At 67.2% G+C, this 15,486-nt stretch carries 17 protein-coding genes; 4 read left to right on the top strand and 13 right to left on the bottom strand.

What is annotated here, in order from left to right:
• Positions 1-9: 9 nt before the first annotated feature.
• The 8 genes from AC1DTF_RS00740 to AC1DTF_RS00705 all read right to left on the bottom strand — a co-directional run bounded on the left by AC1DTF_RS00740 (position 10) and on the right by AC1DTF_RS00705 (position 7,413).
• Positions 10-972 (bottom strand): helix-turn-helix transcriptional regulator, encoded by a 963-nt coding sequence (locus AC1DTF_RS00740; RefSeq protein ID WP_057165268.1) that lies wholly within the window; start codon positions 970-972, stop codon positions 10-12.
• Complete coding sequence (locus AC1DTF_RS00735; protein ID WP_477472647.1) at positions 969-1,955, bottom strand: helix-turn-helix transcriptional regulator; 987 nt, start codon at positions 1,953-1,955, stop codon at positions 969-971. The genes AC1DTF_RS00740 and AC1DTF_RS00735 overlap by 4 nt, the downstream gene beginning before the upstream one ends.
• A gap of 47 nt (positions 1,956-2,002) precedes the next feature.
• Positions 2,003-3,361: a Pup--protein ligase gene (pafA, locus tag AC1DTF_RS00730; RefSeq protein ID WP_477472646.1), complete on the bottom strand. Its 1,359-nt coding sequence runs from the start codon at positions 3,359-3,361 to the stop codon at positions 2,003-2,005.
• A gap of 80 nt (positions 3,362-3,441) precedes the next feature.
• Entirely contained in the window at positions 3,442-4,170 is a 729-nt protein-coding gene (gene prcA / locus AC1DTF_RS00725; protein ID WP_057165266.1) for a proteasome subunit alpha, read from the bottom strand.
• Positions 4,170-5,021 (bottom strand): proteasome subunit beta, encoded by an 852-nt coding sequence (gene prcB, locus AC1DTF_RS00720; protein WP_477472645.1) that lies wholly within the window; start codon positions 5,019-5,021, stop codon positions 4,170-4,172. Before prcB ends, prcA begins: the two co-directional genes overlap by 1 nt.
• Positions 5,018-5,212 (bottom strand): ubiquitin-like protein Pup, encoded by a 195-nt coding sequence (locus AC1DTF_RS00715; RefSeq protein WP_057165265.1) that lies wholly within the window; start codon positions 5,210-5,212, stop codon positions 5,018-5,020. Before AC1DTF_RS00715 ends, prcB begins: the two co-directional genes overlap by 4 nt.
• 73 nt (positions 5,213-5,285) lie before the next feature.
• Positions 5,286-6,794, bottom strand: coding sequence for a depupylase/deamidase Dop (dop, locus tag AC1DTF_RS00710; protein ID WP_057165264.1), 1,509 nt, complete (start codon positions 6,792-6,794; stop codon positions 5,286-5,288).
• 64 nt (positions 6,795-6,858) lie between these two features.
• Positions 6,859-7,413, bottom strand: a complete 555-nt coding sequence (locus AC1DTF_RS00705; protein ID WP_477472644.1) for a hypothetical protein — start codon at positions 7,411-7,413, stop codon at positions 6,859-6,861.
• A 150-nt stretch (positions 7,414-7,563) separates the two neighbouring features.
• On the opposite strand from AC1DTF_RS00705, the gene AC1DTF_RS00700 reads away from it, so the two are divergent.
• From AC1DTF_RS00700 to AC1DTF_RS00690, 3 genes are read left to right on the top strand one after another with little or no spacing between them, the layout of a single operon-like run.
• Entirely contained in the window at positions 7,564-8,226 is a 663-nt protein-coding gene (locus tag AC1DTF_RS00700) for an MspA family porin (RefSeq protein ID WP_477472643.1), read from the top strand.
• A 55-nt stretch (positions 8,227-8,281) separates the two neighbouring features.
• Positions 8,282-8,938, top strand: coding sequence for an MspA family porin (locus AC1DTF_RS00695; RefSeq protein WP_477472642.1), 657 nt, complete (start codon positions 8,282-8,284; stop codon positions 8,936-8,938).
• The gene (locus AC1DTF_RS00690; protein WP_477472641.1) at positions 8,938-9,540 is read left to right on the top strand and encodes a hypothetical protein; all 603 of its coding nucleotides are present in this window, start codon (positions 8,938-8,940) and stop codon (positions 9,538-9,540) included. Before AC1DTF_RS00695 ends, AC1DTF_RS00690 begins: the two co-directional genes overlap by 1 nt.
• Here AC1DTF_RS00690 and thpD read toward each other — a convergent pair.
• The 4 genes from thpD to ectA form a co-directional block, all read right to left on the bottom strand.
• On the bottom strand, positions 9,500-10,450 hold the full coding sequence (gene thpD, locus AC1DTF_RS00685) for an ectoine hydroxylase (protein ID WP_477472640.1): 951 nt from the start codon (positions 10,448-10,450) through the stop codon (positions 9,500-9,502). The two genes, AC1DTF_RS00690 and thpD, sit on opposite strands and share 41 nt — an antisense overlap.
• The gene (locus AC1DTF_RS00680; RefSeq protein WP_477472639.1) at positions 10,447-10,839 is read right to left on the bottom strand and encodes an ectoine synthase; all 393 of its coding nucleotides are present in this window, start codon (positions 10,837-10,839) and stop codon (positions 10,447-10,449) included. The genes thpD and AC1DTF_RS00680 overlap by 4 nt, the downstream gene beginning before the upstream one ends.
• 32 nt (positions 10,840-10,871) lie before the next feature.
• Positions 10,872-12,167 (bottom strand): diaminobutyrate--2-oxoglutarate transaminase, encoded by a 1,296-nt coding sequence (gene ectB, locus AC1DTF_RS00675; protein WP_477472638.1) that lies wholly within the window; start codon positions 12,165-12,167, stop codon positions 10,872-10,874.
• Between the two features lie 63 nt (positions 12,168-12,230).
• Positions 12,231-12,788 carry a diaminobutyrate acetyltransferase gene (gene ectA, locus AC1DTF_RS00670; protein ID WP_477472637.1) on the bottom strand — a complete coding sequence of 186 codons (558 nt, stop codon included), beginning with the start codon at positions 12,786-12,788 and terminating at the stop codon, positions 12,231-12,233.
• A 621-nt stretch (positions 12,789-13,409) separates the two neighbouring features.
• Between ectA and AC1DTF_RS00665 the strand changes: the two genes are divergently transcribed.
• Entirely contained in the window at positions 13,410-14,084 is a 675-nt protein-coding gene (locus tag AC1DTF_RS00665; RefSeq protein ID WP_057165260.1) for a response regulator transcription factor, read from the top strand.
• Here the strand turns inward: AC1DTF_RS00665 and AC1DTF_RS00660 are convergent.
• Positions 14,060-15,436, bottom strand: coding sequence for a HAMP domain-containing sensor histidine kinase (locus AC1DTF_RS00660; protein WP_057165259.1), 1,377 nt, complete (start codon positions 15,434-15,436; stop codon positions 14,060-14,062). The two genes, AC1DTF_RS00665 and AC1DTF_RS00660, sit on opposite strands and share 25 nt — an antisense overlap.
• Positions 15,437-15,486 lie beyond the last annotated feature (50 nt).

Below are 15,486 nucleotides of genomic sequence, written 5' to 3'. Positions count from 1 at the left end.
TGGTCGAGTCTACTCGTCTTCGTAAGCGCGTACCGCAGCCGCGGCGGTCTCGCGGACCTTCTCGGCCAGCGACTGCGGTGTCAACACCCGCACCGCCGATCCGAAGCCCAATACGAACCGGGCCATCCACTCATCGGAAGCGTAGGTCATGGCCGCTTCGCAGGCACCGTCGGCGAGCTCGGTGATCACTCGCAACGGGTAGTAGTCGAACATCCATTCCGCCGAGCGGTCGATGAGCAGGCGTGCCGAGTGCAACGAGGGATCCTCGGCGTCGGCGTCGAACAGCGCGGTGTCGGGTCCGGCCTGCACCGCAGGCGCCGGCGGCCGGGCGGGCTCGTCGAGCACCTGGGCGTCCACGATGCGGTCGAACCGGAACAGCCGCACCCCCTCGGCGGTGCGGCACCACGCCTCCAGATAGCTGCGGTCGCTGACCAGCACCACCCGGATGGGGTCGACGATGCGGCTCGACACCGTGTCGTGGGACGCCGAGTGGTACTCCAGCGAGAGCGCCTTGCCGGTACGGGCGGCGTCACGCACCGCGGCGGCCGTCGCGCTCTCGGGCTCGTCGCTCTCCAGTTCGGCGTTTCCGACGGCCCCGGCGGTGCCTGCGGCAGATTCGATCTTGGCGATCGCAGAGCGCGCGGCCCGCGGATCGACCATGCCCGGCACATCGAGCAGGGCGCGCAACGCCACCAGGATGCCGGTGGCCTCGGGCGAGGTCAGCCGCAACGGATGGTCCACCCCGGCGGCGAAGGTGACCTCGATGGTGTCGCCGGTGAAGTCGAAGTCGATCAGATCGCCGGGGCCGTATCCGGGCAGTCCGCACAGCCAGAGCTGTTCGAGATCGGCGTCGAGTTGTTTCCGGGTCACACCGAGGGCCGCAGCCGCCTCGTCGCGGGTCACCCGGGGATTGGCCTTGAAGTACGGGACCATGTTGAGCAACCGGACCAGCCGGCTGGAGACCTGACTCATGCGCGCTCCGCCTGCCCGCGCAACCGCGCCACCACGTCCTCGCGCAACTGCGGCGGATCCAGTGCCACGGCATCGGTGCCATAGCTGGCGATCTCCCGTGCCAGCCGGTCGTACATGCCGATGTCGACGGTGATCTCCTCCCCGGCACGACCCCGCCACACGCTCGGGGTCGCCGTGGCGGCCTGGCGGCGCAGTGCGGTGGCCCGCCCCTCGGCGATCCACACCCGGGCGCGCTCGCCGGTGGGGACATCGGCCACCACCCGCTGCACGATCTGTCGCAGATTCACCCCTTCCGGTGGGGTCACCGCCCCGGCCGGCCCGACGGGTTTGGCGCCGGTGATGCGCGACAGCCGGAAGGTGCGCGTGTCCGCACGGTCCCGGTCGTGCCCGACCAGATACCAGCGCCCCCGATGGGTGACCACGCCCCACGGTTCCACCGTGCGGGTGCGGTACGGATCGTTGCGGGACGGACGGTGCTCGAACTGCACCACTCGCCCGGAATTGCTGGCGGCCAACAGGACTCCCAGCACCTCCTCGGAGCCGCGCAGTCCGGGCAGTGCGGCGGTCGAAGTGAACGCCACTCCGGCGTCCTCGGAATCGACGTCGACGCCGGCGGCACGCAACTTGAGCAGGGCGCTCTGGGTGGCGGTGACCATCTCCGGGGACTGCCACAGCTGCGTCGCGACCGCGACCGAGGCCGACTCCTCGGCGGTCAGCTCGACCGGCGGCAGCGCGTAGGCCTTCCGGTTGATGCGGTAACCCTCGGTCGCATCGAACGAGGACATCCTGCCGGTCTCCAGCGGGATGCCCAGGTCGCGCAGTTCGTTCTTGTCGCGCTCGAACATCCGCGAGAACGCCTCGTCACTGGCGCTGTCGGAGTAGCCGGCCACGTTCTTGCGGATCTTCTCCGCGGTGAGATAGGAACTGGTGGACAACAGTGCGATCACCAGATTCATCAGTCTTTCGACCTTGGATGTCGGCACCAAAGCAGCTTAGGGCGTGCAGCGGCCGCGATCCCGGCGCGACCCGCTCACATGCTCGCGATCAGCCGCTTGACCCGCTCGTCCACCGAGCGGAACGGGTCCTTGCACAGCACGGTGCGCTGAGCCTGGTCGTTGAGCTTGAGGTGCACCCAGTCGACGGTGAAATCCCGGCCCGCTTCCTGTGCGGCGCTGATGAACTCGCCACGCAGCTTGGCCCGGGTGGTCTGGGGCGGGGTGTTGACCGCGGCTTCGATCTCCTCGTCGGTGGTGATCCGCGCGGCCAGCCCCTTGCGCTGCAGCAGGTCGAACACCCCGCGACCGCGCTTGATGTCGTGGTAGGCGAGGTCGAGCTGCGCGATCTTGGGATCGGCGAGCTCCATGCTGTAGCGATCCTGGTAGCGCTGGAACAGCTTGCGCTTGATCACCCAGTCGATCTCGGTGTCGACCTTCGCGAAATCCTGGCTTTCCACCGCGTCGAGCTGGCGACCCCACAGATCGACGACCTGCTCGATCTGGGTGTTCGGTTCACGGGTCTGCAGGTACTCCACCGCACGGCCGTAGTACTCACGCTGGATGTCGAGCGCGCTGGCTTGCCGACCGCCCGCCAGCCGCACCGGGCGGCGCCCGGTCAGATCGTGGCTCACCTCGCGGATGGCCCGGATCGGGTTGTCCAGCGAGAAGTCCCGGAAGGCCACGCCGGCTTCGATCATCTCCAACACCAGCGAGGCCGTCCCGACCTTCAGCATGGTGGTGGACTCGCACATGTTGGAGTCACCGACGATCACGTGCAGCCGGCGGTACTTCTCGGCGTCGGCGTGCGGCTCGTCGCGGGTGTTGATGATCGGGCGCGAACGGGTCGTCGCACTCGACACGCCCTCCCAGATGTGCTCGGCGCGCTGGCTCAGGCAGAAGGTGGCCGACTTGGGGGTCTGCAGCACCTTTCCGGCGCCGCAGATCAGCTGACGGGTCACCAGGAACGGCAGCAGGACATCCGAGATCCGGGAGAACTCGCCGGCCCGCACGATGAGGTAGTTCTCGTGGCAGCCGTAGGAGTTGCCCGCGGAGTCGGTGTTGTTCTTGAACAGGTAGATGTCGCCGCCGATGCCCTCATCGGCCAGCCGCTGCTCGGCATCGATCAGCAGATCTTCGAGCACCCGCTCACCGGCGCGGTCATGCGTGACGAGCTGGGCGAGGTTGTCGCACTCGGCCGTCGCGTACTCCGGATGTGACCCCACATCGAGGTACAACCGCGCCCCGTTGCGGAGGAAGACGTTGGAGCTGCGGCCCCAGGACACCACCCGCCGGAACAGATAGCGGGCAACCTCGTCCGGACTGAGCCGCCGGTGACCGTGAAACGTGCAGGTCACCCCGAATTCAGTCTCAATTCCCATGATCCGTCGCTGCACATGATCGAGCTTACGGGTTGGGTATCGGTAACGGTGCGCAAGGCTGCACGGCGGTTCGTTTCCCGCCGGTTCGTTGCGCCTTACTCCGCGGCAGGCTGATCCGGTTCCGTGTCGGGCACCAGGGCCTCCAGCGCGGCCCCGGTGATGCGCCGGAACGCACGACGGGGACGGCCGGCGTCCAGGATCGCCACCTCCATGGTGGACGGTTCCAGCACCCGGGGTTCGCTGCCGCTACCACCGGCGCGCAGGGCGTTCACCGCGATCTTCACCGCGTCGGCCAAACTGGCGTTCTCGGTGAAGGACTCCCCCAGCGCGGTGGCGATCGGCTCGGTGGTGCCACCCATCACCACGAAATGTGGCTCGTCGGCGATCGAGCCGTCGTAGGTGATGCGGTACAGCTCAGGGGCTTTCGTCTCCCCGTAATGCGCCACCTCGGCGACACACAGCTCGACCTCGAACGGCTTGGCCTGTTCGGTGAAGATGGTGCCGAGCGCCTGGGCGTACACATTCGCCAGCTGCCGGCCGGTGACGTCCCGGCGGTCGTAGGCGTAGCCGCGGGTGTCGGCGAACTGGATACCGGCCACCCGCAGCTTGTCGAACTCGTTGAAGCGTCCGACGGCGGCGAAGCCGACCCGGTCGTAGAGCTCACTGACCTTCTGCAGGGAACGCGACGGGTTCTCGGCCACGAAAAGCACACCGCTGTCGTAGGCCAGTACGACCACACTGCGTCCGCGTGAAATGCCTTTGCGGGCAAGCTCGGAACGCTCGCGCATCGCCTGCTCGGGCGAGATGAAGTACGGAAAGCTCATCAGCCGTTCCCGTCCGTACGCGTCCGGCGCTCGATGACTTCGCGCGCGAGCCCCGCGATCCGGGCCTCGGTCACTTCCTCGGCGCCGGCAGCTTCGATCAGCACGGCGGTCGGGTAGATACCGCGCACCAGATCCGGTCCGCCGGTGGCCGAGTCGTCGTCGGCGGCGTCATAGAGCGCCTCGATGGCGGCCTTGAGCGCCGTATCGGCGTCGGTCACCTGCGTGTACAGCTTTTTGATCGACGACTTGGCGAACAGCGATCCCGAACCCACTGCCTGGTAGCCCTCTTCCTCGATGTTCCAGCCGCCGGCCGCGTCGAAGGACACGATGCGACCGGCGTTGACCGGATCGACCGCGTCGACATCGAAGGCGACCAGCAGGGGTAGCGCGACGAAACCCTGAAGGGCCGCACCGAGGTTGCCGCGGACCATGGTGGCCAGCCGGTTCACCTTGCCGCGGAAGGTCAGCGGGACACCCTCGACCTTTTCGTAGTGCTCGAGCTCCACCGCGTAGAGCCGGGCGAATTCGACGGCGATCGCCGCGGTGCCCGCGATGCCGGTGGCCGCGTAGTCGTCGGCGATGTGCACCTTCTGCACGTCGCGACTGGCGATCATGTTGCCCTGGGTGGCGCGCCGGTCACCGGCGATGAGGACCCCGCCGGGGTACCTGAGCGCCACGATCGTCGTGCCGTGCGGCAGATCGACACCACCACTGGGGACGGCGTGCGAGACACCGCCCGGAAGCAACTCCGGTGCCTGCCTGCTCAGAAAATCCGAGAAGGACGACAGATTCAGATGTGATGACGTGAGATCGAGCGGATTGGTGAAAGGCTTATTCGACCAGGCCGTCACTGGCCGCCCTTTTGAACATAGGCGCGCACGAAGTCCTCGGCGTTCTCTTCCAGGACGTCATCGATCTCATCGAGCAGATCGTCGGTCTCCTCGGCCAGCTTCTCGCGGCGCTCTTGGCCGCCCGCCGAAGGGCCGCTGGCGTCGTCGTCCTCGCCACCGCCGCCGCCACGCTTGGTCTGCTCCTGAGCCATCGCTGCCTCCTGATTGCTCGTCCGGTTCTTTCACACTACCGGTCAACACCGGCAATGCTTGGGATAGCGCAGCTTATGTGGTGAGCTGCTCGACCAGTTCGGCGGCACTGTCCACCGAGTCCAGCAGCGCACCGACGTGTGCCTTGCTGCCGCGCAGCGGTTCCAGCGTCGGAATCCGGACGAGTGAATCTCCACCCAGATCGAAGATGACCGAGTCCCAGCTTGCCGCGGCGATATCGGCGCCGAACCGCCGCAGGCATTCGCCGCGGAAGTAGGCGCGGGTGTCGGTCGGCGGGTTGTCGACGGCGTCGATCACCTGCTGCTCGGTCACCAGGCGCTGCATCGACCCGCGTGCCACCAGCCGGTTGTACAAGCCCTTGTCCAGGCGCACATCGGAGTACTGCAGATCCACCAGGTGCAGCCGCGGGGCCGACCAGGTCAGGTTCTCCCGCTGCCGGAAACCCTCGAGGAGTCGCAGCTTGGCAGGCCAGTCCAGGATCTCGGCGCATTCCATCGGGTCGCGTTCCAGCAGATCCAGCACGTGCGCCCAGGTCTCCAGGACATGGTTGGCCCTCGGGTCCGGATCGCGGGCGGCCACCAGCTTGGCCACCCGGTCCAGGTAGATCCGTTGCAGCGCAAGCGCGGTCAGTTCGCGGCCGTCGGCGAGTGCGACGGTGGCGCGCAGCGACGGGTCGCGGCTGACCACGTGCACGGCGTGCACCGGCCGGGCCAGCGCCAGATCGGACAGATCGATACCGTGCGCGGGTCCCTCTTCGATGAGGTCCAGCACCAGCGAGCTGGTGCCGACCTTGAGATAGGTCGACGTCTCGGCGAGGTTCGCGTCACCGATGATGACGTGCAGGCGCCGGTACTTGTCGGCATCGGCGTGCGGTTCGTCTCGGGTGTTGATGATGCCGCGCTTGAGGGTGGTCTCCAGTCCGACCTCGACCTCGATGTAGTCGGCCCGCTGGGACAGCTGGAAGCCGGGCTCGTCGCCGGACGGGCCGATGCCGACGCGCCCGGACCCGGTGAACACCTGGCGCGACACCAGGAACGGTGTGAACCCGGCGATGACGGCGGAGAACGGCGTCTGGCGTGACATCAGATAGTTCTCGTGGGTGCCGTAGGAGGCGCCCTTGCCGTCGACGTTGTTCTTGTAGAGCTGCAGCTTGACCGCTCCGGGCACGCTGGCCACGTGCCGTGCGGCGGCCTCCATGACGCGTTCGCCGGCCTTGTCCCAGATCACCGCGTCCATCGGGTCGGTCACCTCGGGAGCCGAGTACTCCGGGTGCGCGTGGTCGACGTAGAGCCGGGCCCCGTTGGTCAGGATCATGTTCGCCGCGCCGACCTCGTCGGCGTCGATGATCGGCGCCGGCCCGGACGACCGGGACAGGTCGAATCCGCGGGCATCGCGCAGCGGGGATTCCACCTCGTAATCCCAGCGCGTGCGCTTGGCGCGCTGTAACCCGGCGGCGGCCGCGTAGGCCAGCACCGCCTGAGTCGAGGTCAGGATCGGATTCGCCGTCGGGTCCGACGGCGAGGAAATGCCGTATTCGACCTCGGTGCCGATGATCCGTTGCATAGGGCCCACCCTAGGGGACGTACCCCGAGCTCTCGAAGGCACGTCGCGGACGGGACAGGTGGCGCTACCGCTGGTGGCTGATCGTGGGACGAACCCCCGCGTTGGCGCAGGCCATCTCGGTACGTTCAGCGTCCTTGTTGAGTTCGGCCGCCGCGTTGTTGAGGGTGTCGCCGTCGGCACGAATTCCCATGGCCATCGCCAGCTTCGCTGCATGCCATGACCATGAGCGCATCGGGTCGGCGATCACCGGCGGCACTCCGGGCGCCGACGCCACAGTCATCGCCTCACCGGCCGCCTTCCGCAGTGCGGTACGACCTTCCACGTTCTCGCCTTGGACCTTCGGATCCCGGTAGTCGACCTCGGCGCCGTTGCCGGCGATCGCATAGGCGAAGTCGTTGTAGTACGCGGAGGAGAGCCGCAGCACCGCGCCGAACTGCCGACAGCCCGCCTCCATGGGACCCGACGCCTCGAGCGCAACCGGCACATCGACCGCCGGCCCGGGAAGCGGAGGCTCTGGCGGGCCGGGATCGGCCGATACGGTGATGGCGCAACCCAGGCTCACGCCGATGGCGCACAGCGATGTGGTCAGTGTCCGCCGGAGCAGACATGACGATGTCATCGACGACTCCCGCTGTGCCGATGCAGAGAATCATGGATCCGGCGCATAGCAGAATCCTCAAGGGGCTTCGCCGACCTGTCAATCACCTCTCCCGGCCGGCGGTGCGGGACTACAGTTCGCGAGATCAGGTCTTCGAGAGGCGGACCCACCATGGCGAGAAGTTCCGCCGCCCTGACAATCGCCTGCGTGTCGATTGCTGTGGCGACAGGGCCTTTGGCGCGGGCAGAGCCAGTGCCCGACCCCGTGCAGCCGGTCGCCAACGCCGGCCAGTCCGGGCCACCGGGCGCCGTTCCGTCGGGTCCCCCCGGAATTGTCGACACTCCCGACGGCTGGCACATCGAGGTGTCTGGACGCGATGAGTCCCAGCTGCCGGTGACACCGCTCACGACCGCCGTCTCGACGCGGGAGTACTTGGTCGGCGGCACGTTCGCCGGGAAGGTCACCGGTTCGGGCGCAACGAAGGTCGACGGAGGAACACTGGTCGCCGGGTACCAGATCGGCTGTGGCGTTCTGCTCGAAAAGGTCCAGATCAGCCCGCGCGCCGGCCTCGGTCTCGGTTTCCCGGTACCAGTTTTCGACGTCGAGGTCGGTCTCGATGGAGTCGTCGATCTGCTGCCCGGCGAGATCTCCGTGGTCGATGTCACCGATATGGAGTTCGACGGCGTGGATGCACGCGTCACCATCACCGGCCTGCGCGTCAACTTCGATCGATGTGTCGGGCAGTCCTTCATCCGGTCCTACGCAACGCTGTCGGTCTCGACCAAGGACACCGAAGATGTCATCACCTACCTCGGTGTCACCAAGATTGTCTGAACCGCGCACCGCACGAATGTCACCACAACCGCGGATTCGGCCGCCGGTACTTCACATGGTGCTTCGTCGCGGCGCGCTCACCGCGGTGTGCGCGCTCGTCGCGTTGGCCATGGCAGCGCCCGCCTCGGGGGAACCGCCGCCTGACCCGGCAATGCCACCCCCGGACACCGGGGTCGTCGCGTCGGCGCCGCCCAGTGTGGTGACGACCCCCGATGGCTGGGTCCTGACGCTCRGCGCGACGAGCGAGACTCAGCTACCGGTTGCGCCATTGACGACTGCTGTCTCGTCGCGTGAATACCTGGCGGCCGGCACATTCACCGGGACGGTGGACGGATCGGGCACCACCGAACTGGACGGCGGAACGATGGTCGTCGGTTATCAGATCGGCTGCGGCATAGCGCTGGACAAGGTGGTACTCGGCGGCGGCGTCGGCATTGGCGGGTTCGACCTTTTCCCGCTACCCGCGGTCGACCTCGGCGGGAGCGTCTCCGGCGCGATCAAGGTCGACCTGCAACCCGGGCTGGTACGGGACGTCCCGGTGATGAACAAGAATTTCAGTGGCACGACCACCCGCGTCACGCTCAATGATGTGCACATCACCATCGACGGCTGTCTCGGTCAGTCATTCCTGCGGTCATACGCGATCTTGACGAGCAGAACCTCGGGCACCGAGGACATCGTCGCGCACTACGGTGTCACCAAGGCGGTCTGATGAACGGCCAAGTTCGCCTGGGGGCGGCCATGATGATCGTCGGGAGTATCGCGGTGGCCGGGATACTCGCCGCGGTGGGATCGTCGACAACCGCAGCTGCGCAACCACTTCCGCCTCTGCCGACCGATCCGGCGGCGCCTGCACTTCCTCCGGTCCCGCCGGGCCCGCCGCTGCCGATCATCGGTGCGCCATTGGTCCGGGACGCATCGTTGCTGCCCGGCTTGCCCACCGACCTGAATCAGTACCTCCTGGGCCAGAACCCGGTGCCGCTGGCGCCGGGCGGACCACCCGGCGTGCCGCCGAACCTCCTGGGACTGAACAACTCCACTTTTCTACCGCAGAACCTGACGCCCTCGGCACCCGGTGAAGGCGCGATGTTCGACGTCGCGCCCGGCGACGAACATGCAGCCCTGTCCGGGATCGACCTCCCGAGGCGGGTGTGGCATCTCTACGAGGGCGGCTACCTGCGGGGCGGCCTGCTCGGACAGATACCGGTGGATCAGCTCGGCACACCGCTGCCGGGGACCGCGCCCCCTTCTGGGACCGCGATCCCGCCGGGTCTCACTCCGCACGTGCCTGAGGTGCCCCTGCCGCTGCCGTAGGGGCGGGCACCGGCAACCCGAGCGAGCGGGTGCGCCGGGCCGCCAGGTACTCGGGTCGGATCCCGTCCGCGGCGTATGGCGCGGACAGCTGATTGTCGACGGAGTTGAACACCAGGAAGACGTTCGAGCGCGGCAGCGGAGTGATGTTCGAGCCCGACCCGTGCAGCAGGTTGCAGTCGAACCAGAGCGCCGAACCGGCTGCGCCGGTGAACTGTTCGATACCGTCCCCGTCGACCGCCTTGGTCAGGGTGTTCTCGTCGGGCACCCCGAACTGCTGAGCGACCAGCGACGAACTGTGGTGGTTCTGCGGAGTGGCGCCCACGCACGGATAGAAGGTCCGGTGCGATCCCGGAATCACCATCAGCGATCCGTTGTAGGGATAGTTACGGGTCAGCGCGATCGAGCACGACACCGCGCGCATCTGCGGCATGCCGTCCTCGGCGTGCCAGGTCTCGAAATCGGAGTGCCAGTAGAAACCGGTGCCGGTGAACGCCGGCATCAGGTTGATCCGGGCCTGGTGGATGTAGACGTCGCTGCCGAGCAGCTGGCGCGCGACGGGCAGCACCGTGTCCAGCCGCACCACCTCGGAGACGAGCTCGCTGAGCAGATGTGGCGCGAAGATGGAGCGGATGGAGCCGCCGGGCTCGCGGATCACCCTGGGGTCGTCATCGTCGAGTTCGGCTGCCAGGCGTTCCAGTTCGCGTCCGAGCGGCGAAAGCATGTCTTCGGCGACGGAGTCCGGCCGGATCAGATAGCCCTGCGCGGCAAAGGAATCCAGCTCCTGGGCTGCCAACGGTCCATTGCCCGCGGCACCCCACACCGCGGGCTCGCGGCGTTCGATCGGTGCGATCGCATGGTCGAGCCGGGTCGGGTACGGGTCCTGTAGGTCCTCCTGTAGCGCCGCGCTCATGCCACCACCTGCGGTGCCGGGTAGGCGCCGGACTCGTCGTGGACCTCCTTGCCCGTCACCGGCGGGTTGAACACACACAACATGCGCAGCTGCTCATCGCAGGCGACCCGGTGCCGCTCGTGCCCGTTGAGCAGGTACATGGTGCCCGGGGCGAGCGGGTGGACCTCACCGGTCTCCAGGTTGGTCAGGGTCCCGTTGCCCTCGACGACCCACACCGCCTCGACGTGGTGCTGGTAGTGGAAGTCGTGGACCGAGGATGCCTCGATGGTCGTCTCGTGGAACGAGAATCCGACGCCGTCGCCGGCCAGGATGATCCGTTTGGAGCGCCAGGATTCGGCGGCCACGTCGCGGTCGGTCCCGGTGATCTCGGCGGTGGTACGAACAATCATTGTTATCCCTCTCTGCTCTGGCCTGTCGGTGTCTAGACGGTCGCGGCGACGGATTCGGCCAGGATCTCCAGGCCCGACTCCAGATCGCTGCGTGACGTGGTGAGCGGCGGAAGCAGCTTCACCACCTCGTCGGACGGACCGCTGGTCTCCATCAGGGTGYCGCGCTCGAACGCGGCCCGGCACACGTCGGCGGCAAGGTCTGCGTCATCGAACTTGAGGCCCTGCGCCATACCCCTGCCGCGGGCCGACACCCCGTCATGCGACAGCGCGATCTTGTCGAGACCGTCGCGCAGCAGCGTGCCCTTCTCGGCGGTTTCGGACGCGAATTCGTGGTCTTTCCAGTATGTTTCGATCGCCTTGGTGGCCGTGACAAATGCCGGGTTGTGTCCACGGAAGGTGCCGTTGTGCTCCCCCGGCGCCCACACGTCGAGTTCCGGGCGGAACAGGGTGAGCGCCATCGGCAGGCCGTAACCACTGATCGACTTCGACAGCGTGACGATATCGGGCACGATGCCCGCGGCCTCGAAGCTGAAGAACTCACCGGTGCGTCCGCAACCCATCTGGACGTCGTCGACGATGAGCAGGATCTCGCGCTTCTGGCACAGGTTCGCCAGTTCCTGCAGCCACTCCAGGCGCGCCACGTTGAGGCCGCCCTCGCCCTGCACGGTTTCCACGATCACCGCCGCGGGACGGTTGAGTCCGCTGCCCGAGTCGTCGAGCACCCGCTCGAACCAGTGGAAATCCTCGGTGACTCCCCCGAAGTAGTTGTCGTAGGGCATCGGCGTCGCGTGCACCAACGGGATTCCGGCTCCGGCCCGCTTCATCGAGTTTCCGGTCACCGACAGTGCGCCCAGCGTCATCCCGTGGAATGCGTTGGTGAAGCTGATGATCGACTCACGCCCGGTCACCTTGCGCGCCAGTTTCAGTGCCGATTCCACCGAGTTCGCCCCGGTCGGCCCGGGGAACTGGACCTTGTAGTCCAGCTTTCGGGGCTTGAGGATCAGTCGGTCGAACGTCTCGAGGAAGTTCTGCTTGGCCGCCGTCGCGATGTCCAGCGAGTGCACGATGCCATCGCCGCTCAGGTACTCCAGCAGCGCACCCTTGAGCTGGGCGTTGTTGTGCCCGTAATTCAGTGCACCAGCGCCGGCGAAGAAATCGAGATAGCGGCGACCCTCGCTGTCCGTCACCCAGGAGTCCTTGGCGGTGGTCAGGACGGTGGGCCAGTTTCGGCAGTAGCTGCGTACCTCGGATTCGACAGTGGAGAACACCGAAGGTAGGTCGGCTTCGGTGAGGGCCGGAGCGGTCGTCAGCGGGGTATCGAGCAGCAAAGTATTGTCCTCCAATAATTTTCAGTGAAATACAGTGAATCGAACACGAACCGGCCGGACAGGTCAGACGGCTTTCGCACGGTCGATGGGCCCGATCCTCAGCAACGGTTCGTCCTCGTGGGCGCCATCGGGATCGAGTTGATCGGCGGTGAAGTGCGGGCGCTCGGTCAGTGCCACACCGTGCCGGCGCGCAAAAGCGCCGAAGAAGGCGCGTGAACTGGCATTGCCCGGCGATACGGTGGCCTCGACGGTGAGCGGAGCACCGTCGCCCCCGGCGCGCACCCGGTCCACCAGGGCGTCGAGCATGGCCGCGGCCAGCCCGCCGCGCTGGGCGGACGGCGCGACGGCGACCTGCCACACGAACAGCACGTCCGGCCGCTGCGGCGGCCGGTATCCGGTGATGAAGCCCTGCAGCCGGCCGTCGACGTCCGCGACGATCGACGTCTCGGCGAAATCGGTGCTCAGCAGCAGATAGGCATAGGTCGAATTGAGGTCCAGCACACCGGTTTCGGCCACCAGGTCGCGAATTGCGACGGCGTCGGATCCTCGAGGCGGCCGTAACGCGGTGGCCCAATTATGTGCGCCGGTACGAATTTCCGGAGCAGTTTGTACGCCATTCATATCGAGTAAAAGTCACCACCGAGCAGTCATCGATCACATTTGGTTTCAGGTCTTCGGTGCCAAGACCGTAGACACAGCCGAAGAGGCGGATCAAGTTGCGACAGCTCACGTTTGACATCGGGCAACGCTGGCCACCGCCTGCTTACCAGCGCGAACACCGCAGCTGCCGGACCGACCGCGGCCCGGGCAACGTTATCGAATCGTTATACATCGAGTGACGCAGGTCACGCCGAATCCGCGGCGGAGTGCTTTCGAAATAACCGTGCGGCCCGAATTCCGCCGACTGCCGACGCAGAAATTGCGTATGGGTTTCAGCCGGATTTCCGGAGTTGTTCACCGAACGGGGCCCGAACAATTCGGTCGATACGCGACTTCGCCGTCGGCGGCCGCCCGGCGTGTGGCCGGACCGCAGGCTCGGCATCGGGGCTGCTGGGCAGCGGTTTCGGTGTTTTCGTCCCAACCGTCGATACGAGGGCTAGCGTCACTGGATACGCAGGCCGAACAGACCGTCGGCGCGCCACGCACCAGCGCTTTCTCCTTCATGCTCGTCGTTGACATGCGGGCGCCGCGCACAGTGTGGCGTGCCGACCTCTGCGCTGAGCCTGTAGACATAGAGACGTTATGAGAGTTCTGATCGTCGAGGACGAACCCCGGTTGAGTTCCACCCTGGCAATCGGCCTGCGGGCTGAAGGGTTCGCCGTCGTGGAGGCTGCCAACGGTATCGACGGACTGTGGCAGGCGACCGAGAACGACTTCGACGTCGTGGTCCTCGACATCATGCTCCCCGGTCTCAACGGCTACGAGGTGCTCCGCCGCATGCGGGCGCGTTCGGTGTGGACGCCGGTGCTGATGCTGACCGCCAAGGACGGCGAGTACGACCAGACCGACGCGTTCGATCTCGGCGCCGACGACTACCTGACGAAGCCGTTCTCGTTCATTGTGCTGGTGGCCAGGCTCCGCGCCCTGGTGCGCCGCGCGGCACCGCACAAGCCGCCGATGCTGACCGCGGGCACGCTGACGGTGGATCCGGGCCGGCGCCTCGTGCAACGCGGCGACAAGGCGCTGTCGTTGACCCCGCGCGAGTACGGGGTGCTGGAGTATCTGATGCGCAACAAGAACGTCGCGGTCACCAAGGCAGATATCCTGCACAACGTCTGGGACGCCCACTACGACGGCCCGGACAATGTCGTCGAGGTGTACGTCGGTTATGTCCGCCGCAAGATCGACATCCCGTTCGGCACCAACACCATCGAGACCATCCGGGGTGTCGGCTACCGGCTGGCCGCCGACAACTGAACCACCGCCCGCGTCCCGCCGCCGGGGCGATCCTCGATGCGGACCTGACCGTGGTGGGCCGCGAGGATCTCGGACACGATCGCCAGCCCCAGCCCGGTGCCGCCGGCGCCCCGGGACCGGCCCTCGTCGAGGCGGACGAACCGATCGAACACCCGAAGCCGGTCCCCCGCAGGTATTCCCGGGCCGTCATCGCCGATGGTCAGGACCGCCTGCCCATTGCGGTGGCGCAGGTCCACCTCGATCACCGATGCGGCATGCCGGGCGGCGTTGTCCAGCAGATTACGTAGCACCCTGGCCAGTGCCGGCGGATCGCCGCTGACGCGTACCGGTTCGATGCTCACGGTCACCTCCAGATCACTGTCCCGCCGCAGCCGTTCGATCTCGCCGTTCGCCAGGTCGTCCAGATCGACATCGTCGCGGCGGATGTTCCAGCCCCGCTCGTCGGCACGCGCCAGCAACAGCAGATCATCGATCAGCGAGCGCATCCGCTGCGCCTCGGGCATCAGCGTGTGTTGCGCCAGTTCGGGGTTGAGCAGATCGGGATGGGCCTGGGCGACCTCGAGGGCCGAGATGATGGTGGCCAACGGACTGCGCAATTCGTGTGACGCGTCCCCGACGAACCGCTGCTGTGCGGCGTGCCCGGCCTCGACGCGGGCCAGCATCTCGTTCATCGTCACCGCCAGCGCGGCGATCTCGTCACGACTGTCCGGCACCGGCACCCGGCCGGTCAGATCCGAGGTGGTGATATCGGCGACCCGGGAGCGGATATCGTCCACCGACCGCATGGATCGGCGCACCAGCAGATAGGTCGCGGCCGCCGACACCGCGATCACCACGGGCGCTGCCACCGCCAGCGCGGTCACCACGGTCCCCACCGTCGAGAGCACCAGCGGACTGCCCTCACCGACGACCACGGTGTAGCGCGCCGCGTCGGGGCCGATGACGGTCTGCGCGCTGAAACGGATCTCGCCGAACGGTGAATCATGTTCGGGCATACCGATCCGCGGGCCCGCACCGATCTCACCGACCGGGATCAGCGGTGTGGACGGCGCTCCCGGCGAGCGGTGCAGCACCGTGCCGTCGGCGCCGATGACCTGCACGGCCAGCACCCGGGTGTCGGTGGCGAGCAGTTCGGCGTCCAGCGCGGCCGGGCCACGGGCGGCGATCACCGCGGCGGCCCGGGCCACCCGCGCGGCGGCGGCGTTGTCGACCTCGCTGAGCATCGAGCGGTAGAGCACGCCGGCCAGCACCATCCCGGTGACACCGAGCGCCACGAACACCACGCTGGCTGCGACGAAAGCCGACCGCGCCGAGATCCCCCAGTTCCCGGGCCGGGTAAGTCCACGTCGCATCCGTCCACTGTGCCTCATGGCGCCGATCGCGCGTGGTGGCACGCCATTCG

Source organism: Mycobacterium sp. P4_H6, from assembly GCF_056400845.1.
Note: the sequence above shows the minus strand (reverse complement) of the source record. Positions and strands in the feature narration are given on the sequence as shown.